We start from the raw sequence: 23,476 nt of genomic DNA on the forward strand, positions 1-23,476 counted from the left end.
TTACCTTTTGGTGAGTACCTCACAAAATAGTCGGTACTTGTCGGTCCGTGCGGGCACGGCGAGGATCGAGGTGTTCCTCGGAACGCCTCGAAACGCCGTACCGCCCTCGAAGGAGCCCCGTGCCCGCCACCGACCACACCCCTTCCGACCACCCCGTCTCCGTCCTCGGCCTCGGCCTGATGGGCTCCGCCCTCGCCTCCGCCCTGCTGAAGGCGGGCCACCCCACGACGGTCTGGAACCGTACGGCGGCGAAGACGGGACCGCTCGTCGCGCAGGGCGCGACCCCGGCCGACACCCCTGCGGCCGGGGTCACCGCGAGCCCGCTGGTGATCGTCTGCCTCACGACCAACGACAGCGTGCGCGAACTGCTCGCCCCGCTCACCGCGGAGCTGCGCGGCCGCACCCTGGTGAACCTCACCAACGGAACGCCGTCCCAGGCACGGGAGTTCGCCGCCTGGGCGCAGGAGCACGGCATCGCCTACGTCGACGGCGGCATCATGGCCGTACCGCAGATGATCGCGGGCCCGGGCGCGTACATCCTCTACAGCGGCGACGAGGAGGCCTACACGCGGCACCGCGACACGCTCGCCGCCCTCGCCGACACCCGGTGGGTCGGCACCGACGCGGGCCTCGCCGCCCTGTGGGACCTGGCGCTGCTCACCGCCATGTACGGCATGGGCATGGGCGTCGCCCAGGCTTACGCACTCATCGGCAGCGCGGGCGTGTCCGCGAAGGACTTCGCGCCGCTCCTGTCGGACTGGGTCGTCGCGATGACCCACGGGATCGTGCCGGGCACCGCCGAGGCCATCGAGTCCGGGCAGCACCTCACGGACGTGTCGAACCTGGAGATGAACCTGGCGGTACTGCCCAACTTCACCACCACGTTCGCCGAACAGGGCGTCAGCGACCAGCTGTTCGCGGCCCTGACACCGCTCCTGGAGCGCGCGGTCGCGCAGGGGTACGGCGCCGACGGCCTGTCCCGGATGGTCGACCTGCTCAAGTCCCCCGAGCCGGTCAGGACCCCGTAGGGCAGGAAGACGCCGAGCCGCCACGGCATCACGGGACGAGCACCACCTTGCCGGTCGTCTCCCGGCGCTCCAGCGCCGCGTGCACCTCGGCGGCGTGGGCCAGCGGGAACGACTGGACAGCGGGGGTGAGCCGCCCCGAGGCGGCGGCGGCGAGGGCGCGCCGCTCCTGATCGGGCCGCCTCTCGGGGTGCCCGATGAGCTCCAGGAGCGCGTCGCGGTACGTGATGCCGCGCTCGGCGAGCACGTCCGCACCCGGCACGAACTCCACCTGGGACGCGGACCCGATGGAGACGAACCGCCCCCCGTCGGCGAGGAGTTCGAACGCGGTGGCGGCCTTCTCCCCGCCCACCCCGTCGAGCACGACGCTGACGCGGCGCCCGCCGATCCGGGCGCGCACCTCGTCGCCCCACCCGTCCTCGTCGTAGTCGACACCGACCACCTCGGCACCGCCTCGGCCCCCGAGCTTGCGCACGGCTGCGACCTTGGCGGGCCCACCGGCGGCGCCCACCACGGTGGCCCCCGTCTCGTGCGCGTACTGCACCACGAGCCGCCCCACACCCCCGGCGGCGGACGTCACCAACACCACGTCGTCGGGGCGCAGTTCGGCGACGTCGAGCAGCCCCATGGCGGTGGCCCCCGTGACGATCATGGCGACGGCGGTCTCGAACCCGAGGCCCTCGGGCACCGCGTGCACCTTCCCCACCTCGGCGACGGCCAACTCCGCGTACCCGCCGGGCCCGCCCCCGGACGTCACCACGTGCCGCCCCAGCCACTCCTGCCCCACCCCGGGCCCCACCGAGTCGACCACCCCGGCGACCTCGCCGCCGAAGATCGCGGGCAGCTCCGGCAGCGGCGGCGCGAGATCGCTCGCGGCCCCCGCCCGCATCACGGTCTCGATGAAGTGCACCCCCGCGGCCCGCACCGCCACCCGCACCTGCCCGGGCCCCGGCACCGGGTCGGGCACGCTCTCGTACGAAAGGTTCGCGGCGGGTCCGAACTCGTGAAGAACAACGGCGTGCATCTGGTCCTCCCGGACGTGGGATCGATTCGATGCCCCCACTCTCGAACCTCAACAGCGGTTGAAGTCAAGGGACTCCAACCGCTGTGAACCGCGGCCGCCTCCGTCCGCGCGCACGCCCGAAACGGGCGCCCGAAGCTGCCGCTAGAGCTGCCGCGCCACCTCGGTGGCCCAGTAGGTGAGGATCATCTGCGCCCCCGCCCGCTTGATGCCGAGCAGCGACTCCATGATCGCCTTGTCGCGGTCGATCCACCCGCGCTCCGCGGCGGCCTCGATCATCGCGTACTCGCCGCTGATCTGGTATGCGGCCACGGGCACGTCCGACGCCTCCGCGATCTTCGCCAGGATGTCGAGGTAGGGGCCCGCGGGCTTGACCATCACCATGTCGGCGCCCTCTTCGAGGTCGAGGGCCAACTCGCGCAGGGACTCACGGCTGTTGGCCGTGTCCTGCTGGTAGGTCTTGCGGTCGCCCTTGAGCGAGGAGCCGACGGCCTCCCTGAAGGGGCCGTAGAACGCCGAGGAGTACTTCGCCGTGTACGCGAGGACCGCCACGTCCTCGTGCCCCGTCTGGTCGAGGGCGTCGCGGATGACGCCGATCTGGCCGTCCATCATGCCGCTCGGCCCGACCACGTGCGCCCCGGCGTCGGCCTGGACCTGCGCCATCTCGGCGTACCGCTCCAGGGTCGCGTCGTTGTCGACCCGGCCCTGCTCGTCCAGGACACCGCAGTGGCCGTGGTCGGTGAACTCGTCCAGACACAGGTCGGACATGACGATCAGGTCGTCCCCGACCTCGGCCCGCACGTCACGCAGCGCGACCTGCAGGATCCCGTCGGGGTCGGTGCCCACGGTGCCGAGCCCGTCCTTCTTGGACTCCTCCGGCACACCGAACAGCATGATCCCGGAGACCCCCGCCTCGACCGCCTCCACGGCGGCCTTCCTCAGGGTGTCGCGGGTGTGCTGGAACACCCCCGGCATCGAGTCGATCGGCACGGGCGCGCCGATGCCCTCCCGCACGAACGCGGGCAGCACCAGATCGGCCGGGTGCAGCCGCGTCTCGGCGACCATGCGCCGCATCACGGGGGTGGTACGCAGCCGCCGGGGCCGCGAGCCGGGAAACGAACCGTACGTACTCATTGCCTGAACTCCACCTCACCGGACGGGCTGTTCTCCCACCCACCCGCCCACAGTTCCAACGTGCTGAGCAACAGCCCGCCACCTTCCGGCCCGCCCCGGGGACACATCAGCCCGTCCGGCGCTTGAGGACGTGGCGCGGAGCGCCGATTCGGGGGCGGACCGTCCCACCCGCCACGGCACACCCACCCCGGGGTCCAGGGGCAAAGCCCCGGGATCGGGAAGGGGCGGGATCGGGGAAGGCCCCGCAGGGCACCCTACGGCGCCGCCGCCCGCCGCCGCCGCGCCCCCGGCCGCCGCTCACTCGGCCGCGTGACGGCTTCCCCGGCCTCCAGCGCGGCAGCGCGCCGCCGCGCCCCGAACTCCGCCAGCGCAGCGGCCAACTTGTGCACGGAAGGCTCAGGAGCCATCACGTCCACCCGAAGCCCGTGCTCCTCCGCGGTCTTCGCGGTGGCGGGCCCGATACAGGCGATCACGGTCACGTTGTGCGGCTTGCCCGCGATGCCCACCAGGTTCCGCACGGTGCTCGACGAGGTGAAGAGCACCGCGTCGAACCCGCCGCCCTTGATGGCCTCCCGGGTTTCCGCCGGCGGCGGCGACGCCCGCACGGTCCGGTAGGCCGTCACGTCGTCGACCTCCCAGCCCAGGTCGATGAGCCCGGCGACCAGGGTCTCCGTGGCGATGTCGGCGCGCGGCAGGAACACCCGGTCGATCGGGTCGAAGACGGGGTCGTACGGCGGCCAGTCCTCCAGGAGGCCGGCGGCGGACTGCTCCCCGCTCGGCACGAGATCCGGCTTCACGCCGAAGGCGACCAGCGCGGCGGCGGTCTGCTCGCCCACCGCGGCGACCTTGATCCCGGCGAAGGCCCGGGCGTCGAGCCCGTACTCCTCGAACTTCTCCCGCACGGCCTTGACCGCGTTCACCGACGTGAAGGCGATCCACTCGTAGCGCCCGGTGACCAGGCCCTTGACCGCGCGCTCCATCTGCTGCGGCGTCCGCGGCGGCTCGACGGCGATCGTCGGCACCTCGTGCGGCACCGCGCCGTAGGACCGGAGCTGGTCGGAGAGCGAGGCGGCCTGCTCCTTCGTGCGCGGTACGAGGACGCGCCACCCGAAGAGCGGCTTCGACTCGAACCACGACAGCTGCTCGCGCTGCGCGGCGGCCGAGCGCTCACCGACCACGGCTATGACGGCCTGCCCGCCGTCGGGCGAGGGCAGCACCTTGGCCTGCTTGAGGACCTGCGCGATGGTGCCGAGCGTCGCGGTCCAGGTGCGCTGGCGCGTCGTCGTACCGGCGACGGTCACCGTCATCGGGGTGTCGGGCTTGCGCCCGGCGGACACCAGCTCACCGGCGGCGGCCGCGACCGAGTCCAGGGACGTGGAGACGACCACGGTCCCGTCGGACGCGCCGACCTCCCCCCAGCAGCGCTCGGAGGCCGTACGGGCGTCGACGAACCGGACGTCCGTGCCCTGCGCGTCCCGCAGCGGCACCCCCGCGTACGCGGGCACACCGACCGCGGCCGCGATGCCCGGCACCACCTCGAAGGGGATGCCCTCCGCGGCGCAGGCCAGCATCTCCCCGGCCGCGTAGGCGTCGAGGCCCGGATCACCGCTGACCGCCCGCACGACCCGCCTGCCGCCGCGCGCGCCCTCCATGACAAGATTGGCCGCGGCTGAGGCCGAAGGCCCGTCGCCACCCGCTGACGTGCCGTCAGCGGCCTGCGGGAGAGGTGTGTCCACACCCCCTCGGGCGTGCACACGTACGACATCGAGAACATCCGGCTCGGCGATCAACACATCCGCTCGGGCCAGCGCCTCGACGGCGCGAAGGGTCAGCAGTCCCGGATCTCCGGGTCCGGCACCGAGAAAGGTGACGTGCCCGTGTGCGGGAAGGCCGGGAAGGTTCGAGGTGGGGCTCAAAGTGCTCGCTCCCCCATCAGACCGGCCGCGCCCTTGGCGAGCATCTCGGCGGCGAGTTCCCGCCCGAGTGCCAGCGCCTGGTCGTGTGTCCCGGGCACGGGACCGGTGGTGGACAGCTGCACCAGCGTCGAGCCGTCGGTGGCACCGACGACGCCGCGCAGGCGCATTTCCTTGACAACCTGCCCGTCGGCCAGAAGGTCGGCCAACGCACCCACAGGTGCGCTGCAACCGGCCTCCAGGGCGGCGAGCAGGGATCGCTCGGCGGTCACGGCGACCCGGGTGTACGGGTCGTCGAGCTCGGCGAGCGCGGCGGCGAGTGACGCGTGGGTCGCGGCGCACTCGATCGCCAGTGCCCCCTGGCCGGGGGCGGGCAGAACGGTGTCGACCGACAGGAAGTCGGTCACCTCGTCGATCCGGCCGACGCGGTTGAGTCCCGCGGCGGCCAGCACGACGGCGTCCAGCTTTCCGTCGCGCACGTATCCGATGCGGGTGTCGATGTTCCCGCGGATCGGGACGGCCTCTATGGACGTGCCGTGGTTGCGCGCGTAGGCGTTGAGCTGCGCCATCCGGCGCGGCGAGCCGGTGCCGACGCGGGCGCCGTCGCCGAGCTGCGCGAACGTCAGGCCGTCGCGGGCGATCAGCACGTCCCGCGGGTCCTCGCGCTCGGGCACCGCGGCGAGCGTCAACTCCTCGGGCTGCGCGGTCGGCAGGTCCTTCAGGGAGTGCACGGCGAAGTCGACCTCACCGGCGAGCAGCGCGTCGCGCAGCGCGGTGACGAACACACCGGTGCCGCCGATCTGCGCGAGGTGCTCGCGGGAGGTGTCGCCGAACGTGGTGATCTCGACGAGCTCGACGGGCCGCCCCGTCAGCTCGGTGACCTTCCTCGCCACCTGCCCGGACTGGGCCATGGCCAGCTTGCTGCGCCTGGTCCCGAGTCTGAGTGCCTTCTCGGTCATGCGCGGCCTCGCTTGGGTTCGTCGTTCTCGTGGAGCTGGTTGTGCTGGCCGCCGGCGTTGCTCAGCAGGTCGGCGCGGGAGACGGCGGCGACCGTCTCGGGGTCGAGGTCGAAGAGGGTGCGCAGGGCGTCGGCGTACCCGGCGCCGCCGGGCTCGCTGGCGAGCTGCTTCACCCGCACCGTCGGCGCGTGCAGCAGCTTGTCGACGACGCGGCGCACGGTCTGCGTGATCTCCGCGCGCTCCTTGTCGCCGAGTCCGGGCAGCCTGCCGTCGAGCCGGGCGATCTCGCCGCTGACGACGTCGGCGGCCATGGTGCGCAGCGCGACGACGGTCGGCGTGATGTGCGCGGCCCGCTGGGCGGCACCGAACGCGGCGACCTCGTCGGACACGATGGTGCGCACGGCGTCCACGTCGGCGGCCATCGGCGCGTCGGCGGAGGCGTCCGCGAGGGACTCGATGTCGACCAGGCGCACGCCGGTGAGGCGGTGCGCGGCGGCGTCGATGTCGCGGGGCATGGCGAGGTCGAGCAGGTACAGCGCGGCGGCGCGGGCGGCCGGCACCATGGCGGGCGCCGGACGGCTCACCCGCACCGGGCCGCCCACGGCGGGGCTGTTGTCCACGAGCGCGGCGTGCTGCTCGTACGCGGTCTCGTCGCCGACGTGCGAACCGACGGGGCAGCCGCCCGCGTCCGGGACGGCGGTCCCCGCGGGCTCGTCGGTGCCGGTGTGCGGCGCGATCACGCAGTCGTCGTCATCGCAGGCGGAGCCGTCGTGACCGGCGCGCCCGCCGTCCCGTGCGTCATCCCGTACGTCGTCCCGTGCGGCACCGACGCGTCCCGCGACCGCCGCCGTGACGTCGGCCGCCGTGAGGACGAGCCCCGTGGCGCCGGTGCAGGACACGGCCACGTCGGCACGTGTCAGCTCCCCGGCCACCTCGGCCATCGGCACGGCACGCGCGAGCACTCCCGTGCCGCCCTCGGTGAGGATCTCGGCCAGGCGCTCGGCCCGGTCCAGGGTGCGGTTGGCGACGACGACCTCGTCCACGCCGGAGCGCGCGAGCGTCGCCGCGGCCAGCGAGGACATCGAGCCCGCGCCGATCACCAGGGCGCGCTTGCCCTTGGCCCAGGCGTGCACGGGCTCGCGCCCGGCCAGCTGCTCCAGGCCGAAGGTGACGAGCGACTGCCCGGCCCGGTCGATACCGGTCTCCGAGTGTGCCCGCTTGCCCACGCGCAGGGCCTGCTGGAAGAGGTCGTTGAGGAGGCGGCCCGCGGTGTGCAGCTCCTGCGCTCGCCCCAGCGCGTCCTTGATCTGGCCGAGGATCTGCCCCTCGCCGACGACCATGGAGTCGAGCCCGCACGCCACCGAGAACAGGTGGTGGACGGCCCGGTCCTCGTAGTGGACGTACAGATAAGGAGTGAGCTCCTCCAGGCCGACCCCGCTGTGCAGGGCGAGCAGCGTCGACAGCTCGGCAACGCCCGCGTGGAACTTGTCCACGTCCGCGTACAGCTCGATGCGGTTGCAGGTGGCGAGCACGGCGGCCTCCGCCGCGGGCTCGGCGGCCACCGTGTCGTGCAGCAGCCTGGCCTGCGCGTCGACGGTGAGCGCGGCCCGCTCGAGGACGCTCACGGGGGCGCTGCGGTGGCTGAGGCCTACGACGAGGAGACTCATGCCGGCATCACGGCGGGAACGTCCCCGTCGGGTCCCTTGCGGTGCTTGTCCTTGGCCACGGCGGGCCCGGCCGCGGCGTCGGCGCCGTCGGCGGCGGACTCCTCACCGGCCTTGCGCTGCTCGTGGAAGGCGAGGATCTGCAACTCGATGGAGAGGTCGACCTTGCGCACGTCGACGCCGTCGGGGACGGTCAGGACGGTCGGCGCGAAGTTCAGGATGGACGTGACGCCCGCGGCCACGAGCCGGTCGCAGACCTGCTGGGCGGCGCCCGCCGGGGTCGCGATGACGCCGATCGAGACGCCGTTGTCACCGATGATCTTCTCGAGGTCGTCCGTGTGCTGCACCGGCATCCCGGCGACGGGCTTGCCCGCCATCGCCGGATCGGCGTCTATGAGGGCGGCCACGCGGAAACCGCGCGAGGCGAACCCACCGTAATTGGCGAGCGCGGCGCCGAGGTTACCGATACCGACGATGACAACCGGCCAGTCCTGGGTCAGGCCGAGCTCACGGGAGATCTGGTACACGAGGTACTCGACGTCGTAGCCGACACCCCTCGTCCCGTAGGACCCGAGGTAGGAGAAGTCCTTGCGCAGCTTCGCGGAGTTGACCCCCGCGGCGGCCGCGAGCTCCTCGGAGGAGACCGTGGGAACCGAGCGCTCCGACAGCGCGGTCAGAGCCCTCAGGTACAGCGGAAGCCTGGCGACGGTGGCCTCGGGAATCCCTCGGCTGCGGGTCGCCGGTCGGTGAGTTCGGCCAGTTGCCACGGTGCTCCTGCGGGTAGAGCGGGGCTGAAGGCGGGCTGGCACCCGAAGTCGCGTCCCAAGACCGCCCCGTCGACAGCAGGCTATGTCTTTGTGAACGCGTGCACAAAGATGGTGTCCGATTTGCCCGCCCAACGTGACCGGGGTCACGCACCCCCGGCGCACTTTCCTGGAACCGGCGCACGGCCAGCGACGACACTCAACCGACGGGGGCAAAACCGCACACACTCCTCACGATCCTCGCCCCCGAGACCTCAAAACCGACCCCCGATGCTAAACGACTTTCCGGACAGCTCCGGACGTCACAACCGGCCATCAGGACCGACGGCACCGCACTACCCCAGCAACTCCCGCCGCAGCCGCCCCTCGTCCACCCGCCAGAACGTGTGCTGCTCCCCGTCCACGAGCACCACCGGAATCTGCTCCCAGTACTCCTTGTGCAGCGCCTCGTCCACGGTGATGTCCTTCTTCTCCCAGGCGACGCCCAGCTCACCGCAGACGCGTTGGACCACGGCCTCCGCGTCGTCGCACAGGTGACACCCGGGCTTGCCGATCAACGTCACCAGGCGGTCGCCGGGCACCTTCTTCGCTGTGCCGCCACCACGGCGGAAAAGAGGACTCATGCCCCAAGCTTCCTACGCGGCTCCGCGCGCCGGCACCGGCCCGCACCGCGCCCCGGTGTGACCAGCGCGACACGGATCGTTGACGGGTTCGAATCCCTCCATTCACAGGGGGACCGAACAGAGTGGCTATGCTCGACGGCATGGCCGCTCTCGGTTGGCTCCACCCCCGCAGGCGCTCCGCCACCGCGCGCAGCGTCCTGGCAGGCGAGGCCTCGGCGGAGGCAGCGCGCAAGTCGTCACAGGAGCTGGAAGAGCTCCACGGCCGGGCAGCGGACGCCCCGCCCGACGAGACTGCACCCGAGGCCCCCGAGTTCCCGGTCGCCGGCGACGAGAAGGCCGCCGCGTTCTTCGACCTCGACAACACCGTGATGCAGGGCGCCGCCCTCTTCCACTTCGGCCGCGGCCTGTACAAGCGGAAGTTCTTCCAGCGCCGCGAGCTCGCCCGGTTCGCCTGGCAGCAGGCGTGGTTCCGGATGGCGGGCATCGAGGACCCCGAGCACATGCAGGACGCCCGCGACAGCGCCCTGTCCATCGTCAAGGGCCACCGCGTCGCCGAGCTGATGTCCATCGGCGAGGAGATCTACGACGAGTACATGGCCGAGCGCATCTGGCCGGGCACCCGCGCCCTGGCCCAGGCCCACCTCGACGCCGGACAGAAGGTCTGGCTGGTCACGGCCGCACCGGTGGAGACGGCCACGATCATCGCCCGCCGCCTCGGCCTGACCGGCGCCCTGGGCACCGTCGCCGAGTCCGTGCACGGCGTGTACACGGGCAAGCTCGTCGGCGAGCCGCTGCACGGCCCCGCGAAGGCCGAGGCCGTCCGCGCCCTGGCCGCCGCCGAGGGTCTGGACCTGGCCCGCTGCGCCGCGTACAGCGACTCCCACAACGACATCCCGATGCTGTCGCTCGTCGGACATCCCTACGCGATCAACCCCGACGCCAAGCTGCGCAAGCACGCCCGCGCCCGCGAATGGCGACTGCGGGACTACCGCACGGGCCGCAAGGCCGCGAAGGTCGGCATCCCGGCCGCCGCGGGCGTCGGCGCCCTCGCGGGCGGCACGGCGGCCGCGATCGCCCTGCACCGCCGCCGCCACTGACGGCACACCGCTCCCCAGGGCGACCACTCACAGTGACCATCTCGCGCGAAGGCCCCGGAACCTAGGCCTCCGCAGCCTCGCCGCGCGCGGAAACGACGGCAATCGTTCTGTCTTACCCGCCACGCCCCCCGCCAGTCCCGTTCGTTCAACTCGGCCACAACACGCCCCGCGCCCACCCCGAATGCGCGCTAATCCGATCAACAACCGTTCAATAACCGGTGCTTGATCGACCGCCGATCGGTAACAGAAGCGACGTAATCGATGATTTGAGCAACTGGGTGTAGCGCTGCCTGTACGAAGCGTTATTCTCCTCAGACGCATAACGGACCGTGCACATCGCTACGACGGGTGAACGGTTCGGTACTGCAAGTGATGGAAGCTCTGCCTCTGGGAGTCCCGTGTACCCACACGTCGGGGTTGACGCCTCGGGCCTGGCTACGCTGCGCGCGACGGTCGTGGACCGCCTGCGCGGCTTCGTCCCCACCGCGTACGCCGTCCCCGCCTTCGCCGTCCCGGCACCCGCCGGGCCGTGCTACGCCCTGGCGGACGGCGGTGCGGCTGTGACCAGACGGACGCGCTCCGCCGCCGCCACGACCACCCACCGCCGCCCCGCGGCGGACAGCGACAGCGCCCGCATGATGGAACTCGTCGAGCGCGCCCAAGCAGGCGAGTCGGACGCCTTCGGCCGCCTCTACGACCAGTACAGCGACACCGTCTACCGCTACATCTACTACCGCGTCGGCGGCAAGGCGACCGCCGAGGACCTCACCAGCGAGACGTTCCTCCGCGCCCTGCGCAGGATCGGTACGTTCACGTGGCAGGGCCGCGACTTCGGCGCCTGGCTCGTCACCATCGCCCGCAACCTCGTGGCCGACCACTTCAAGTCGAGCCGCTTCCGCCTCGAGGTCACCACCGGTGAGATGCTCGACGCCAACGAGGTCGAGCGCAGCCCCGAGGACTCCGTCCTGGAGTCCCTGTCGAACGCCGCGCTCCTCGACGCGGTCCGCCGCCTCAACCCCCAGCAGCAGGAGTGCGTGACGCTGCGCTTCCTGCAAGGCCTCTCCGTGGCCGAGACCGCCCGCGTCATGGGCAAGAACGAAGGCGCGATCAAGACCCTCCAGTACCGGGCGGTCCGCACCCTCGCCCGACTCCTCCCGGACGACGCCCGCTAGCGCCGCCCGCACGGCGTCCCGCGACCCGACGTGACGCCCAACTCACCATCCGTGACGGCCTGCTGGCCGTCACGGACTTTGCCGAGCCCTTCGCGGTCCGATCATCTTTCGTCCGTAACCCAAGTGCCGCGACGCTCGTTGTGCGGGATGCAGGCTCCCTGTGGTTGCGATCTGACCCTCCCCGAGCTCCCCGAGAGCGGAGGGAGACCCCATGCGCTCACTCGAACGTGTGGAAGTGTTCAGGGCGTGCAACCCTCAGGACCCCCTGGGGAGTCGACCGTCATGACGAGAGGAGGTGCCGCCAGTGATCGCGAACGTATCGGCACACCGGCGGGCGAACGCCTTCGCCCAGGCCCTGGAGGAGCAGTCCGACCAGGACCCGGCGGCCGAGCAGCCCGAAGATTCCGCCGCGACCTCGGTGGCCGCCCGAGCCGACACCGCGCCCCCCGGCGCGGCCGAGCGCGACCGGATGCTCGCGCTCGCCGACGGACTCGCACGGCTGCCCGCGCCCCAGCTGGACCCCGAGGTCAAAGTGGTCCAGCGGGCCCAGCTGGTGGCCGCCATGGAAGCCATGTTCGCGGAGGGCACGGCGGCGGGCGACGGCACAGGCCCTTCCGTACCGGAGCAGCGCTCCCGAAAAGGCGCCAAGGGCGCCCACCGGGCCGGCCCCCTGCGGAAACTCAAGCCACGCACCCGGCTGTCCAAAGGCATCGCCGCCGGCGGACTCACCGTGGGCGTCGCGGCCGGAGCCTTCGGCGGCGTGGCCGCGGCGAGCGGAGACGCCCTCCCCGGCGACTCGCTCTACGGCCTCAAGCGCGGCATGGAAGACCTCAAGCTCGGCATGGCCGACAGCGACACCGACCGCGGCCGGCTCTATCTGGACCAGGCCTCGACCCGGCTCAACGAGGCCCGCCGCCTGATGGAGCGCTCCCGCTCCGGCCACCTCGACCACGAATCCGTCGGCGAGGTCCGCCGCGCCCTCTCCGGCATGCGCCACGACGCCGCCGAGGGCCACCGCCTCCTCCTCGAAGCGTACGAACGCGACGGCTCACTCGGCCCCATCCAGGCCCTGTCCGCCTTCACCCAGTCCCATCGCGGCAGTTGGAGCGCCCTGCGCGACAAGCTCCCCGTCCAGCTCGGCGACGTCGGCGAGCAGGTCAGCTCCGTCTTCGACGCCATGGAGCAGGAAGTCGAGCCGCTGCGCTCCCTCTTGCCCAGCAGCAAGCCCGACAAGGGCGGCTCCCCCGACCAGGGCCCCCGCCAGGGCTCCTCCACCGGCACCCACCGCGAGGGCCCCACCCCCCGCGACTCCGACGACTCCGGCCGCGACCAGTCCCCGCACAAGCCGAAGCCGTCCTCGTCCGGCCACAAGGAAAGCCAGGAAGGCCTCCTCCCCGGCGTCACCGACGGTCTCCTCGACCCGCCCGCCGAGAAGGCCCCCTCCTCCCCCTCCGACACCCACGAGGACAAGAAGAGCCCCAGCACCAAGCACCCCAAGCCCGGAAGCCCGGAAGTCACCCTCCCGCCCCTGCTCCCCGGCCTCCTCCCGGAACTGGGCATCGAGGGCGAAGACCAGAAGTAACCCCTCCCCCAACCACCGTCCGTCGGGCACCTCTCCCCAGCCCGACGGACGGCCTCTCTCCCCCCGCCCCGCATCACTTCGGCCGAAGCGGCCCGCACTGCCTGCCCGGTACACCTCCGGCCCACCTCGGCGAGGTTTTCAGCCCGTCCGGCGATTGAGGACGAGGCGCGAAGCGCCGATCGGGGGCAGCTGTCCCACCCGAAGGGGACACCCACCCCCGGGGTCCAGGGGCAGAGCCCCGGGACCGGAGAAGGGGCGGGACTGGGGAAAGCCCCGCAGGGCCCCCACCGCCCTAGAAGAACACCGACCTCCGCTGCACCAGCAACTTGTACAGCGTGTGCTGAATCTGCTCCCGCACCTGATCCGTCAGATTGAACATCAACATCGGATCCTCAGCGGCCTCAGGCGGATACCCGTCCGTAGGAATCGGCTCCCCGAACTGAATGGTCCACTTCGTGGGCAACGGCACGGCACCCAACGGCCCCAACCACGGAAACGTAGGCGTCAACGGGAAGTAGGGAATCCCCAACACCCGCGCCAACGTCTTCGCGTTCCCGATCATCGGATAGATCTCCTCAGCCCCCACGATCGAACAGGGCACGATCGGCGACCCCGTCCGCAGCGCCGTGGAGACAAACCCACCCCGCCCGAACCGCTGCAGCTTGTACCGCTCACTGAAGGGCTTCCCTATCCCCTTGAACCCCTCGGGCATCACCCCGACGAGCTCCCCGCGCTCCAGCAGCGCCCCGGCGTCCTCCGCGCAGGCCAACGTATGCCCCGCCTTGCGCGCCAACTCGTTGACGACCGGCAGCATGAACACCAGATCGGCGGCGAGCAGCCGCAGATGCCGCCCGTGCGGATGGTTGTCGTGCACCCCCACCTGCATCATCAGGCCGTCCCACGGCAACGTCCCGGAGTGATTGGCGACGATCAGCGCCCCACCGTCGGCGGGGATGTTCTCGATGCCCTTCACCTCGACGCGGAAGTACTTCTCGTACAACGGCCGCAACAGCGACATCAGGACCTGGTCGGTGAGCTCCTCGTCGTACCCGAAGTCGTCGACGTGATACTCACCCGTCAGCCGCCGCCGCAGGAACGCCAGGCCACCCGCGATCCGCCGGTCCCAGCCACCGCCGCCCCCACCGCGCGGCTCCGGCGCCGAAGCCCGCTCCGCCGCGCCCTGCCCCGCGCTCCGGGGCCCGTCGGGCCGCGCGACCGCGTCGACCGGCCCCACGGCCCCCGCGTCCAGCGGCTCCGCCCCCGGAGCGGCGCCCTCCGGCACATCCCCGTGCAACCGGCCGGGGACCGCCTTGACCTCGCGCACCTTCGCCCCTTCGCCAGGGCGACGCGGCCCTGGCCTGCGGCGCCCCGGCCGCTGGCCGCCCCCGCGCGACCGGTCGTCGTCGAACGGAATGACCTTGGCGTCCGCCATCGTTGACGATCTCCTCAGTTGGCGCTGTGGTGGGCACTGCTGTCGGCTCCGCGTCCGGCGCCGCCCCCGGCACCGGACTTCGTACCACCGGGTTCCGCACCGCCGGACTTCGAACCGCCCCCCGCGAACGGCAGCGCCGCGATCCTCTCGACGGCCCTGGCGAGCGCCTCCGGGGGCAGCAGGCCGGGGCCCCGGCTGCCTACGAAGTCCGCGAAGGTCTCCGCAGTCGTGTACTTGGGCCTGAACCCCAGTGTCTCGCGCATCTGCCGGGTGGCCACCACCCGGCCATGGGTGAGCAGCCGGATCTGCTCCGGCGAGAAGTCCGTGGCACCGAGCGTACGCAGGGCAGTACCCACCCACGTCACCGCCGGAAGCAGCACCGGCAGCGTCGGCCGGCCGAGGCGCCGGGCGCACTGCGAGAGCAACAGCAGGCCCTCGCCCGCGATGTTGAACGTGCCGCTGTTCAGCGTGCCCCGCCGCGGATCGTGCGAGGCGAGGCGCAGCACCTCGACGGCGTCGTCCTCGTGCACGAACTGCAACCGCGGGTCGTAACCGAAAACCGTCGGCAGGACCGGCAGCGAGAAGTACTCCGCGAGCGGCGAATCCGCGGCAGGACCGAGGATGTTGGCGAACCTCAGCACACACACCGCGACATCGGGCCGCCGCCGCGCGAAACCGCGCACATACCCCTCGACCTCGACGGTGTCCTTGGCGAAACCGCCGCTGGGCAGCGACTTCGGCGGTGTGGTCTCCGTGAACACCGCCGGGTCGCGGGGCGCCGAACCGTACACATTGGTGCTCGACTTCACCACGAGGCGCTTCACCGTCGGCGACTTCTGGCAGGCGCCGAGCAGCTGCATCGTGCCGATGACGTTGGTCTCCTTGACCGAGCCTCGGCTGCCGCCCGCGAGCGCGGTGCCGGTCACGTCCATGTGGACGACCGTGTCGACGCGGTGCTCGGCGAGGACCTTGGTGATCGTGGGCTGCCGGATGTCGGCCTGGACGAATTCCGCGCCGCCGAGATGGTGCTCGGGCGGGACGGCGTCGACGGCGACCACCCGGTCGACCTCCGGATCGCGCTGGACACGGCGGACGAACCTGCCGCCCAGTTGCCGGGCCACCCCGGTCACGAGCACGACCTTGCCCAAGATCAGCGCCGCCTTTCCCCAGCCCGCGAGGCGTCAGCATGCGCTCGCCCCGCGGCACGTCTGAGCACTACGTCCGTGGCCCCACGCTAGCGGGTGGATGTTGCGCTGTGATGACCGCGGGACGCGCGAAGTGACGACGGACACACTTGGACGCAAAGATCAAGCCGTTCGCCCGACTTTGAACTGTTGAATCCCCCATGAACGACAAGCCCGACCCGCCCCGGAAAGTTCTGGCCAGAACGTACTGCGGCCCTCCCATCGTTCGATGGGAGGGCCGCAGTACGTTCACTTGCGTTCGCTGACGTCAGCGGTCGCTTACTTCTTGTTGCGACGCTGAACGCGCGTGCGCTTCAGCAGCTTGCGGTGCTTCTTCTTCGCCATCCGCTTGCGCCGCTTCTTGATAACAGAGCCCACGACTACCCTCGCTCACTTCTCGGAACATCCCCACATCGCGGGGACATCGGTGCGGGGCGTCTGGGCCCACACGACCTACGTCGGCCTAGCCTACCCGCCCTGGCGCCGAGCCTGTAATCGAGGGACATCGATCAGGCTGTCTCCACCCCCACATAAGAGTCGCGAAGGTACTCGTGAACCGCGTTCTCCGGGACCCGGAAGGACCTTCCGACCCGGATTGCGGGCAGATGACCGCTGTGCACCAACCGGTACACGGTCATCTTCGAGACTCGCATCACCGCGGCGACCTCCGCCACGGTCAGAAACGCAACCTCGCTGAGAGGCCTCTGGTCAGCAGCCATGACACACCTGAACCTTCCGCACATGACGCGCACCGGCTTCCCCTTCCGGTGACTCCTCGTCGCTGTGCGCTCACTCCCCAGAGTAGGGGCGGGTGATGCGAGTGGGGAAGAGGAGCTGCCATCGGCCGTTTACTGTGACAGACACGCTCGATTGAGTACATAGCGAGTAAGCGGTCGGTAGTAATCAGACCGCACAGCGTCATCAAGCGGAACGACCACGGACACCCGCCCCTCGGCCTCGCCGACGAACAGCGCCGGATCGTCCGTATCCGCCAGACCGATCGCCTCAAACCCCAGCTGACCTGCCCCGCAGACCCAGCCGTGGTCCCCGATGACCAACTCGGGCAGGGGCCCGCCGGAGTCCGCCTGGGCCGTCAGGGCCCGCCGAACCGGGAGTGGCGAATGGCTGTGCGCGCCGGTCTCACTCCCGGTGGGACGCACGCCTGGTTCGCGCACCAGCGCGACGCCTTGTACGTAGTCAAGGTTGTACGTGCGTAGGCCGAACCGGGTCGTTATGTCGACACGGCAACCCTGCGCGGGGGTGAGAACCGTGCATCCCGCCGCCGACAAGGCCTCGGCCAACGCGGCGTAGAAGCCAAGGAGCCGATGCGGGTGTCCAGTCCCGAGCAGCACGGGAACCCGCCGCCCGGCCGCCTCCCGCAGCCGCTCGGCGAACGCGTCCAGCGCCGCCAACGTCCGCTCCGGGTCGATGACATCGGCCCCCGTGGTGTGCCGAGGGTCGCCCGACACCCCGCACTTGTCCGCCATCAACCGCAGCAAGTCTCCCGCGCCCCAGCTCCATTCGGGGTCGAGCCCGAGAAGTATCCGCGGATCCCGCGCCGCGAAGAGCCGATAGCTCCGCAGGCTCTCCTCCCGCGAGGTGGCCACGGGCCCGGCGAGCCGGGCCGCCAGCAGATGCGCGCGCAACGCTCCGGTGCTCAACACGCCCCGATGCTGCCGCACATACCGCCACGGAACCCCGAAAACCCAGAAAACACCCCACACTCGGGCTAACCCCACCCACTTCCCCTCGAAGGACCACTCGCCCTCGCCCTCGAAGGACCACTCTCCAACTCCGAGGGCCCCCGGCTCCCGCCTCCCCCGAGGAAACACCCCTAGGCCAACAATCCCCGCAACGGAAACACCGCCCGCCGGGCGGCCAGCACAGCCTGGTCCACCCGATCCGCGGGGTCGTAGCCCTCCTCCCACGCCCGCCACCTCACGGGCCACCGCCCATCGGTCATCCGCCCGGGCGCGAGCGTCCGCGTCCGGGCGAACACCTCCCGCCGCCATGCCTCAGGCACCTCGACCGAAGGCTCGATCTCCCGTCCGGCGGCGACCGCGACCAGGTGCGTCCAGGACCTGGGCACCACATCCACCACGGCGTAGCCACCCCCACCAAGGGCGACCCACCGCCCATCGGCGTACGCATGCGCCAACTCATGGCAGGCCACCTGCACAGCCCGCTGCGCGTCCAACGAAACCGCCAAGTGCGCCAACGGATCCTCGAAGTGCGTGTCAGCCCCGTGCTGAGTGACCAGAACCTGCGGCCGAAATTCCGCCAACAGCTCCGGCACGACGGCGTGAAACGCCCGCACCCATCCCTCGTCCCCCGTCCCCGCGGGCAGCGCCACATTCACCGCGCTCCCCGCCGCCGACTCCGCTCCCGTCTCCTCGGGCCACCCCGTCCCCGGGAACAACGTCCGAGGATGCTCGTGCAGCGAGATCGTCAGAACCCTCGGATCGTCCCAGAAGGTGGCCTGCACCCCGTCCCCGTGGTGCACGTCCACATCCACATACGCGACGCGCTCGGCGCCCAGCTCCAACAGCCTCGCGATCGCCAACGACGCGTCGTTGTACACACAGAACCCCGCGGCGCTCCCCGGCATGGCGTGGTGCAGCCCACCGGCGAAGTTCACCGCGTGCAGCGCCTCTCCCTGCCACACCGCCTCGGCAGCACCGACCGACTGCCCGGCGATCAACGCCGACACCTCGTGCATGCCAGCGAAGGCGGGGTCGTCCTCGGTCCCCAGCCCATACGCCCCGCGCGCCGACGCGGGGTCCGCGGAGGCCGCCTTCACCGCGTCGACGTAGTCCTCGCGGTGCACGAGCCCCAGCGTCGACTCCCCGGCACGCTTCGCCGCGACCACGTCCAGGTCGCGGTCGAGACCGAAGGCGTTGATCAGGCTTCTCGTCAGCGCGAGCCGGACCGGGTCCATGGGGTGCTCTGGACCGAAGTCATAGCCCGTGACTGCCTCGTCCCACATCAGTTGTGCGCGGCCGCTCATGTCCGTCACCGTATCGGTCCTGTCCGGGAGCGAACGACCGGGCCGACCAGAAGGTCACAAGCACCAACACCATGGGAACGACCATCGCCCCGCGGTAGTTCCACGCGTCCCCGAGCCCGCCCACCAAAGGCGAACCGATCAGGAATCCCACGTAGTTGAAGACGTTCAGCCGCGCCACCGCCGTGTCCGAAGCCCCCGGGAAGAGCCGCCCCGCCGCCGCGAAGGTCTGCGGCACGATCACACACAACCCGATCCCCACCAGCGTGAAGCCCAGGATCCCCGTCCACGCCCCCGGCGCCACCGCCACCACACCGAACCCCGCCGCCCCGACGACCGCACCCCACCGCACCACGGCGACGGCCCCGAACCGCCGCACCCCCAGGTCCCCGACTCCCCGCCCCACCAGGTTCATCACCATGTAGACGTTGTACGGAACCGTCGCCACCTGCTCCGAACTCCCGAGCACGTCCTCCAGATACTTCGCGCTCCAGTTGGAGACGGTCGAGTCCCCGATGTACGCACACGTCATCACGAGACACAGCGGCCACAGGACCCTGAGCCCAACTCCCCCAACTCCCCCACCAGCACTCTTTACGCTCTCCGCACCCGCGCCACCCTCTGCACCCCCTGCGCCCCCTGCACCGCTCTCCTCACCATCACCCGCGTCGACGTACCACCGGCTCCCCACCAACGCGGCCGGCAGCAGCACGACGACCACCGGCAGATACGACACCAGCAGCGACAGGTCCCAGTGCGCGCCCGCCCACGCCAGCGAGGCTCCCACGATCCCGCCCAGGCTGTACGCCGCGTGGAAGCCGAGCATGATGCTGCGCCCGTACGCCCGTTGAAGGCTCACGCCCAGCATGTTCATCGACGCGTCCAACGCCCCGACGGCGAGCCCGAACGCGCCGAGCGCGACGGCGACTTGCCACACCGCGTCGCCCGCACCCGCGCCGAGCAGGGAGAGCAGCACCACGGGCTGCGACCACCGCAGCACCCGGCTGGGCGGCACCGTCCGCACCAGCCGCTCGGTGCACACGCTCCCCGCCCCCGCCAGGATCGGCACGGCCGCCAGGAAGACGGGCAGCAGGCTGTCGGATATCCCGTACTGGTCCTGCAGCGCGGGTATCCGCGTCACGAGCAGCGCGAACGCCACACCCTGCACCAGGAATCCGAGCGCGAGGGAGGCTCTGCCACGCCGCAGCGTTTCCGTCATGGCTGCGAAGCGTAGATCCCCGATCTACCCGTGGGTAGATAGATCACCTCACGACTTTCCCCACCCGCTCAGCGAGCTCTGTCTCACGCAAGCAGTTCAGGCAGCGCGCCCAGCTCGCTGAAGAGCCGGGTGGCATCACGAAGCCGTTCCGCCGGGGTCATGGCGGTGAAGCCGTATACGTCCATCCCGGCCGCGAGTGCCGCCTGCACTCCCAGCGGGCTGTCCTCCACCACGACGCACTGGTCAGGAGCGACACCCATCCGCTCCGCCGCGTGCAGGAAGAGATCCGGTGCCGGCTTCCCCCGCCCCACGTCCTGCGAGCTGAAGATCCGCCCGTCGTCGAACCACTTGTCGAGCCCGGTCTTCCGGTGCCCGACCCGAATCCGCTCGTGGCTGCCGGAGGACGCGAGACAGAAGGGCACCCCTTCGGCGGTGAGCTTCTCCAGTACCTCCACGGCCCCGGCCATGGGCTCGAGATCCCGCTCGAAGGCCGCGAAGACCCGCTCGTGAAAGGTCTCGTCGAAGTCGTCCGGCAGCCGCTTGCCGGACCGTTCCAGGACCAGGTCGTGCACACGGTGCATGGCACCGCCCATGTAGTCCCGCAGGGATTCTTCGTACGAGGTGGGGTGCCCGAGTTCCGTCAGGTACGCGGCGAGCATGGTGTTGGAGATCGGCTCGCTGTCGACCAGGACACCGTCATTATCAAAAATGATCAATTCGTATCGCATGCCTCGACCTTAAACGCAGAAAACCCCCGTGCCGAACGGCACGGGGGTTTTCTCTACAATTAGTTCGGCGGCGTCCTACTCTCCCACAGGGTCCCCCCTGCAGTACCATCGGCGCTGTAAGGCTTAGCTTCCGGGTTCGGAATGTAACCGGGCGTTTCCCTCACGCTATGACCACCGAAACACTATGAAACTTTTCAAACGACCGCACCACACCATCACCATGGCATGGGGTTGTTCGTGGTTTCAGAACCAACACAGTGGACGCGAGCAACTGAGGACAAGCCCTCGGCCTATTAGTACCAGTCAACTCCACCCCTCACAGGGCTTCCATATCTGGCCTATCAACCCAGTCGTCTACTGGGAGCCTTAACCCCTCAAAGGAGGTGGGAGTCCTCATCTCGAAGCAGGCTTCCCGCTTAGATGCTTTCAGCGGTTATCCTTTCCGAACGTAGCCAACCAGCCATGCCCTTGGCAGAACAACTGGCACACCAGAGGTTCGTCCGTCCCGGTCCTCTCGTACTAGGGACAGCCCTTCTCAAGACTCCTACGCGCACAGCGGATAGGGACCGAACTGTCTCACGACGTTCTAAACCCAGCTCGCGTACCGCTTTAATGGGCGAACAGCCCAACCCTTGGGACCGACTCCAGCCCCAGGATGCGACGAGCCGACATCGAGGTGCCAAACCATCCCGTCGATATGGACTCTTGGGGAAGATCAGCCTGTTATCCCCGGGGTACCTTTTATCCGTTGAGCGACGGCGCTTCCACAAGCCACCGCCGGATCACTAGTCCCGACTTTCGTCCCTGCTCGACCCGTCAGTCTCACAGTCAAGCTCCCTTGTGCACTTACACTCAACACCTGATTACCAACCAGGCTGAGGGAACCTTTGGGCGCCTCCGTTACCCTTTGGGAGGCAACCGCCCCAGTTAAACTACCCATCAGACACTGTCCCTGATCCGGATCACGGACCCAGGTTAGACATCCAGCACGACCAGAGTGGTATTTCAACGACGACTCCACGAACACTGGCGTGCCCGCTTCACAGTCTCCCACCTATCCTACACAAGCCGAACCGAACACCAATATCAAACTGTAGTAAAGGTCCCGGGGTCTTTCCGTCCTGCTGCGCGAAACGAGCATCTTTACTCGTAGTGCAATTTCACCGGGCCTATGGTTGAGACAGTCGAGAAGTCGTTACGCCATTCGTGCAGGTCGGAACTTACCCGACAAGGAATTTCGCTACCTTAGGATGGTTATAGTTACCACCGCCGTTTACTGGCGCTTAAGTTCTCAGCTTCGCCACCCCGAAGAGTGACTAACCGGTCCCCTTAACGTTCCAGCACCGGGCAGGCGTCAGTCCGTATACATCGCCTTACGGCTTCGCACGGACCTGTGTTTTTAGTAAACAGTCGCTTCTCGCTGGTCTCTGCGGCCACCCCCAGCTCAGACAGCAAGTGTCATCACCAGAAATGGCCCCCCTTCTCCCGAAGTTACGGGGGCATTTTGCCGAGTTCCTTAACCATAGTTCACCCGAACGCCTCGGTATTCTCTACCTGACCACCTGAGTCGGTTTAGGGTACGGGCCGCCATGAAACTCGCTAGAGGCTTTTCTCGACAGCATAGGATCATCCACTTCACCACAATCGGCTCGGCATCAGGTCTCACCCACAAGAACGACGGATTTGCCTATCGCTCGGGCTACACCCTTACCCCGGGACAACCACCGCCCGGGCTGGACTACCTTCCTGCGTCACCCCATCACTCACCTACTACCAGATCGGGTCAGCGGCTCCACCACTCCCCTTCAGCCCGAAGAGCTCCAGGGCGGCTTCACGGCCTTAGCATCACTGGATTCGATGTTTGACGCTTCACAGCGGGTACCGGAATATCAACCGGTTATCCATCGACTACGCCTGTCGGCCTCGCCTTAGGTCCCGACTTACCCTGGGCAGATCAGCTTGACCCAGGAACCCTTAGTCAATCGGCGCACACGTTTCTCACGTATGTATCGCTACTCATGCCTGCATTCTCACTCGTGAACCGTCCACCACTCGCTTACGCGGCAGCTTCACCCGGCACACGACGCTCCCCTACCCAACCCGAGCGGGCGTTGGCCCTACATGCTGGATTGACACGACTTCGGCGGTACGCTTGAGCCCCGCTACATTGTCGGCGCGGAATCACTAGACCAGTGAGCTATTACGCACTCTTTCAAGGGTGGCTGCTTCTAAGCCAACCTCCTGGTTGTCTCTGCGACTCCACATCCTTTCCCACTTAGCGTACGCTTAGGGGCCTTAGTCGATGCTCTGGGCTGTTTCCCTCTCGACCATGGAGCTTATCCCCCACAGTCTCACTGCCGCGCTCTCACTTACCGGCATTCGGAGTTTGGCTAAGGTCAGTAACCCGGTAGGGCCCATCGCCTATCCAGTGCTCTACCTCCGGCAAGAAACACACGACGCTGCACCTAAATGCATTTCGGGGAGAACCAGCTATCACGGAGTTTGATTGGCCTTTCACCCCTAACCACAGGTCATCCCCCAGGTTTTCAACCCTGGTGGGTTCGGCCCTCCACGAAGTCTTACCTCCGCTTCAGCCTGCCCATGGCTAGATCACTCCGCTTCGGGTCTTGAGCGCGCTACTAAACCGCCCTATTCGGACTCGCTTTCGCTACGGCTTCCCCACACGGGTTAACCTCGCAACACACCGCAAACTCGCAGGCTCATTCTTCAAAAGGCACGCAGTCACGACTACACAGCAAGCTGCATAGCGACGCTCCCACGGCTTGTAGGCACACGGTTTCAGGTACTATTTCACTCCGCTCCCGCGGTACTTTTCACCATTCCCTCACGGTACTATCCGCTATCGGTCACCAGGGAATATTTAGGCTTAACGGGTGGTCCCGCCAGATTCACACGGGATTTCTCGGGCCCCGTGCTACTTGGGTGTCTCTCAAA

Annotated in this window: 19 protein-coding genes and 2 rRNA genes (1 of these 21 only partly in view); 4 read left to right on the forward strand and 17 right to left on the reverse strand. The window is 69.3% G+C overall.

What is annotated here, in order from left to right; all coding sequences use genetic code 11:
• The first annotated feature begins 119 nt into the window (after nucleotides 1-119).
• A complete protein-coding gene (locus QUY26_RS16530; protein WP_289947347.1) occupies nucleotides 120-1,028 on the forward strand; it encodes an NAD(P)-dependent oxidoreductase in 909 nt (302 codons plus the stop codon).
• 28 nt (nucleotides 1,029-1,056) lie between these two features.
• Here QUY26_RS16530 and QUY26_RS16535 read toward each other — a convergent pair whose 3' ends face one another.
• The 7 genes from QUY26_RS16535 to QUY26_RS16565 all read right to left on the reverse strand — a co-directional run bounded on the left by QUY26_RS16535 (nucleotide 1,057) and on the right by QUY26_RS16565 (nucleotide 9,103).
• Nucleotides 1,057-2,049 (reverse strand): zinc-binding dehydrogenase, encoded by a 993-nt coding sequence (locus QUY26_RS16535; protein WP_289947348.1) that lies wholly within the window; start codon nucleotides 2,047-2,049, stop codon nucleotides 1,057-1,059.
• A gap of 141 nt (nucleotides 2,050-2,190) precedes the next feature.
• Complete coding sequence (gene hemB / locus QUY26_RS16540; protein ID WP_289947349.1) at nucleotides 2,191-3,180, reverse strand: porphobilinogen synthase; 990 nt, start codon at nucleotides 3,178-3,180, stop codon at nucleotides 2,191-2,193.
• Between the two features lie 254 nt (nucleotides 3,181-3,434).
• A complete protein-coding gene (locus QUY26_RS16545; RefSeq protein WP_289947350.1) occupies nucleotides 3,435-5,096 on the reverse strand; it encodes a bifunctional uroporphyrinogen-III C-methyltransferase/uroporphyrinogen-III synthase in 1,662 nt (553 codons plus the stop codon).
• Nucleotides 5,093-6,052, reverse strand: coding sequence for a hydroxymethylbilane synthase (gene hemC / locus QUY26_RS16550; protein WP_289947351.1), 960 nt, complete (start codon nucleotides 6,050-6,052; stop codon nucleotides 5,093-5,095). The genes QUY26_RS16545 and hemC overlap by 4 nt, the downstream gene beginning before the upstream one ends.
• Entirely contained in the window at nucleotides 6,049-7,719 is a 1,671-nt protein-coding gene (locus QUY26_RS16555) for a glutamyl-tRNA reductase (RefSeq protein WP_289947352.1), read from the reverse strand. Before QUY26_RS16555 ends, hemC begins: the two co-directional genes overlap by 4 nt.
• On the reverse strand, nucleotides 7,716-8,483 hold the full coding sequence (locus QUY26_RS16560; RefSeq protein ID WP_289947353.1) for a redox-sensing transcriptional repressor Rex: 768 nt from the start codon (nucleotides 8,481-8,483) through the stop codon (nucleotides 7,716-7,718). The genes QUY26_RS16555 and QUY26_RS16560 overlap by 4 nt, the downstream gene beginning before the upstream one ends.
• A 332-nt stretch (nucleotides 8,484-8,815) precedes the next feature.
• On the reverse strand, nucleotides 8,816-9,103 hold the full coding sequence (locus QUY26_RS16565) for a glutaredoxin family protein (protein WP_289947355.1): 288 nt from the start codon (nucleotides 9,101-9,103) through the stop codon (nucleotides 8,816-8,818).
• A 140-nt stretch (nucleotides 9,104-9,243) separates the two neighbouring features.
• On the opposite strand from QUY26_RS16565, the gene QUY26_RS16570 reads away from it, so the two are divergent.
• The 3 genes from QUY26_RS16570 (at nucleotide 9,244) to QUY26_RS16580 (ending at nucleotide 12,954) form a co-directional block, all read left to right on the forward strand.
• On the forward strand, nucleotides 9,244-10,200 hold the full coding sequence (locus tag QUY26_RS16570) for an HAD family hydrolase (protein ID WP_289947356.1): 957 nt from the start codon (nucleotides 9,244-9,246) through the stop codon (nucleotides 10,198-10,200).
• A gap of 398 nt (nucleotides 10,201-10,598) precedes the next feature.
• Entirely contained in the window at nucleotides 10,599-11,372 is a 774-nt protein-coding gene (locus tag QUY26_RS16575; protein ID WP_289947358.1) for an ECF subfamily RNA polymerase sigma factor, BldN family, read from the forward strand.
• Nucleotides 11,373-11,676: 304 nt separating this feature from the next.
• Nucleotides 11,677-12,954: a DUF5667 domain-containing protein gene (locus QUY26_RS16580; RefSeq protein WP_289947360.1), complete on the forward strand. Its 1,278-nt coding sequence runs from the start codon at nucleotides 11,677-11,679 to the stop codon at nucleotides 12,952-12,954.
• Between the two features lie 292 nt (nucleotides 12,955-13,246).
• On the opposite strand, the gene QUY26_RS16585 is transcribed toward QUY26_RS16580, so the two are convergent.
• From QUY26_RS16585 to QUY26_RS16630, 10 genes are all read right to left on the reverse strand, one after another.
• Complete coding sequence (locus QUY26_RS16585; protein WP_289947362.1) at nucleotides 13,247-14,386, reverse strand: lysophospholipid acyltransferase family protein; 1,140 nt, start codon at nucleotides 14,384-14,386, stop codon at nucleotides 13,247-13,249.
• Between the two features lie 14 nt (nucleotides 14,387-14,400).
• Complete coding sequence (locus QUY26_RS16590; RefSeq protein WP_289947364.1) at nucleotides 14,401-15,534, reverse strand: NAD-dependent epimerase/dehydratase family protein; 1,134 nt, start codon at nucleotides 15,532-15,534, stop codon at nucleotides 14,401-14,403.
• A gap of 315 nt (nucleotides 15,535-15,849) precedes the next feature.
• Entirely contained in the window at nucleotides 15,850-15,948 is a 99-nt protein-coding gene (locus QUY26_RS16595) for a 30S ribosomal protein bS22 (RefSeq protein ID WP_003948845.1), read from the reverse strand.
• A gap of 131 nt (nucleotides 15,949-16,079) precedes the next feature.
• A complete protein-coding gene (locus QUY26_RS16600) occupies nucleotides 16,080-16,289 on the reverse strand; it encodes a helix-turn-helix domain-containing protein (RefSeq protein WP_157164103.1) in 210 nt (69 codons plus the stop codon).
• A 129-nt stretch (nucleotides 16,290-16,418) separates the two neighbouring features.
• The gene (locus QUY26_RS16605; RefSeq protein ID WP_289947370.1) at nucleotides 16,419-17,234 is read right to left on the reverse strand and encodes a phosphatase; all 816 of its coding nucleotides are present in this window, start codon (nucleotides 17,232-17,234) and stop codon (nucleotides 16,419-16,421) included.
• A 170-nt stretch (nucleotides 17,235-17,404) separates the two neighbouring features.
• Complete coding sequence (locus QUY26_RS16610) at nucleotides 17,405-18,577, reverse strand: acetoin utilization protein AcuC (RefSeq protein ID WP_289947372.1); 1,173 nt, start codon at nucleotides 18,575-18,577, stop codon at nucleotides 17,405-17,407.
• Entirely contained in the window at nucleotides 18,528-19,793 is a 1,266-nt protein-coding gene (locus QUY26_RS16615; protein WP_289947375.1) for an MFS transporter, read from the reverse strand. The genes QUY26_RS16610 and QUY26_RS16615 overlap by 50 nt, the downstream gene beginning before the upstream one ends.
• Nucleotides 19,794-19,876: 83 nt before the next feature.
• The gene (locus QUY26_RS16620) at nucleotides 19,877-20,521 is read right to left on the reverse strand and encodes an HAD family hydrolase (protein WP_289947377.1); all 645 of its coding nucleotides are present in this window, start codon (nucleotides 20,519-20,521) and stop codon (nucleotides 19,877-19,879) included.
• A gap of 62 nt (nucleotides 20,522-20,583) precedes the next feature.
• Nucleotides 20,584-20,700 (reverse strand): 5S ribosomal RNA (rrf, locus tag QUY26_RS16625).
• Between the two features lie 94 nt (nucleotides 20,701-20,794).
• Nucleotides 20,795-23,476 (reverse strand): 23S ribosomal RNA (locus QUY26_RS16630) (it continues 444 nt past the right edge of the window).

It is taken from the genome of Streptomyces flavofungini (assembly GCF_030388665.1).
GTDB lineage: Bacteria > Actinomycetota > Actinomycetes > Streptomycetales > Streptomycetaceae > Streptomyces > Streptomyces flavofungini_A.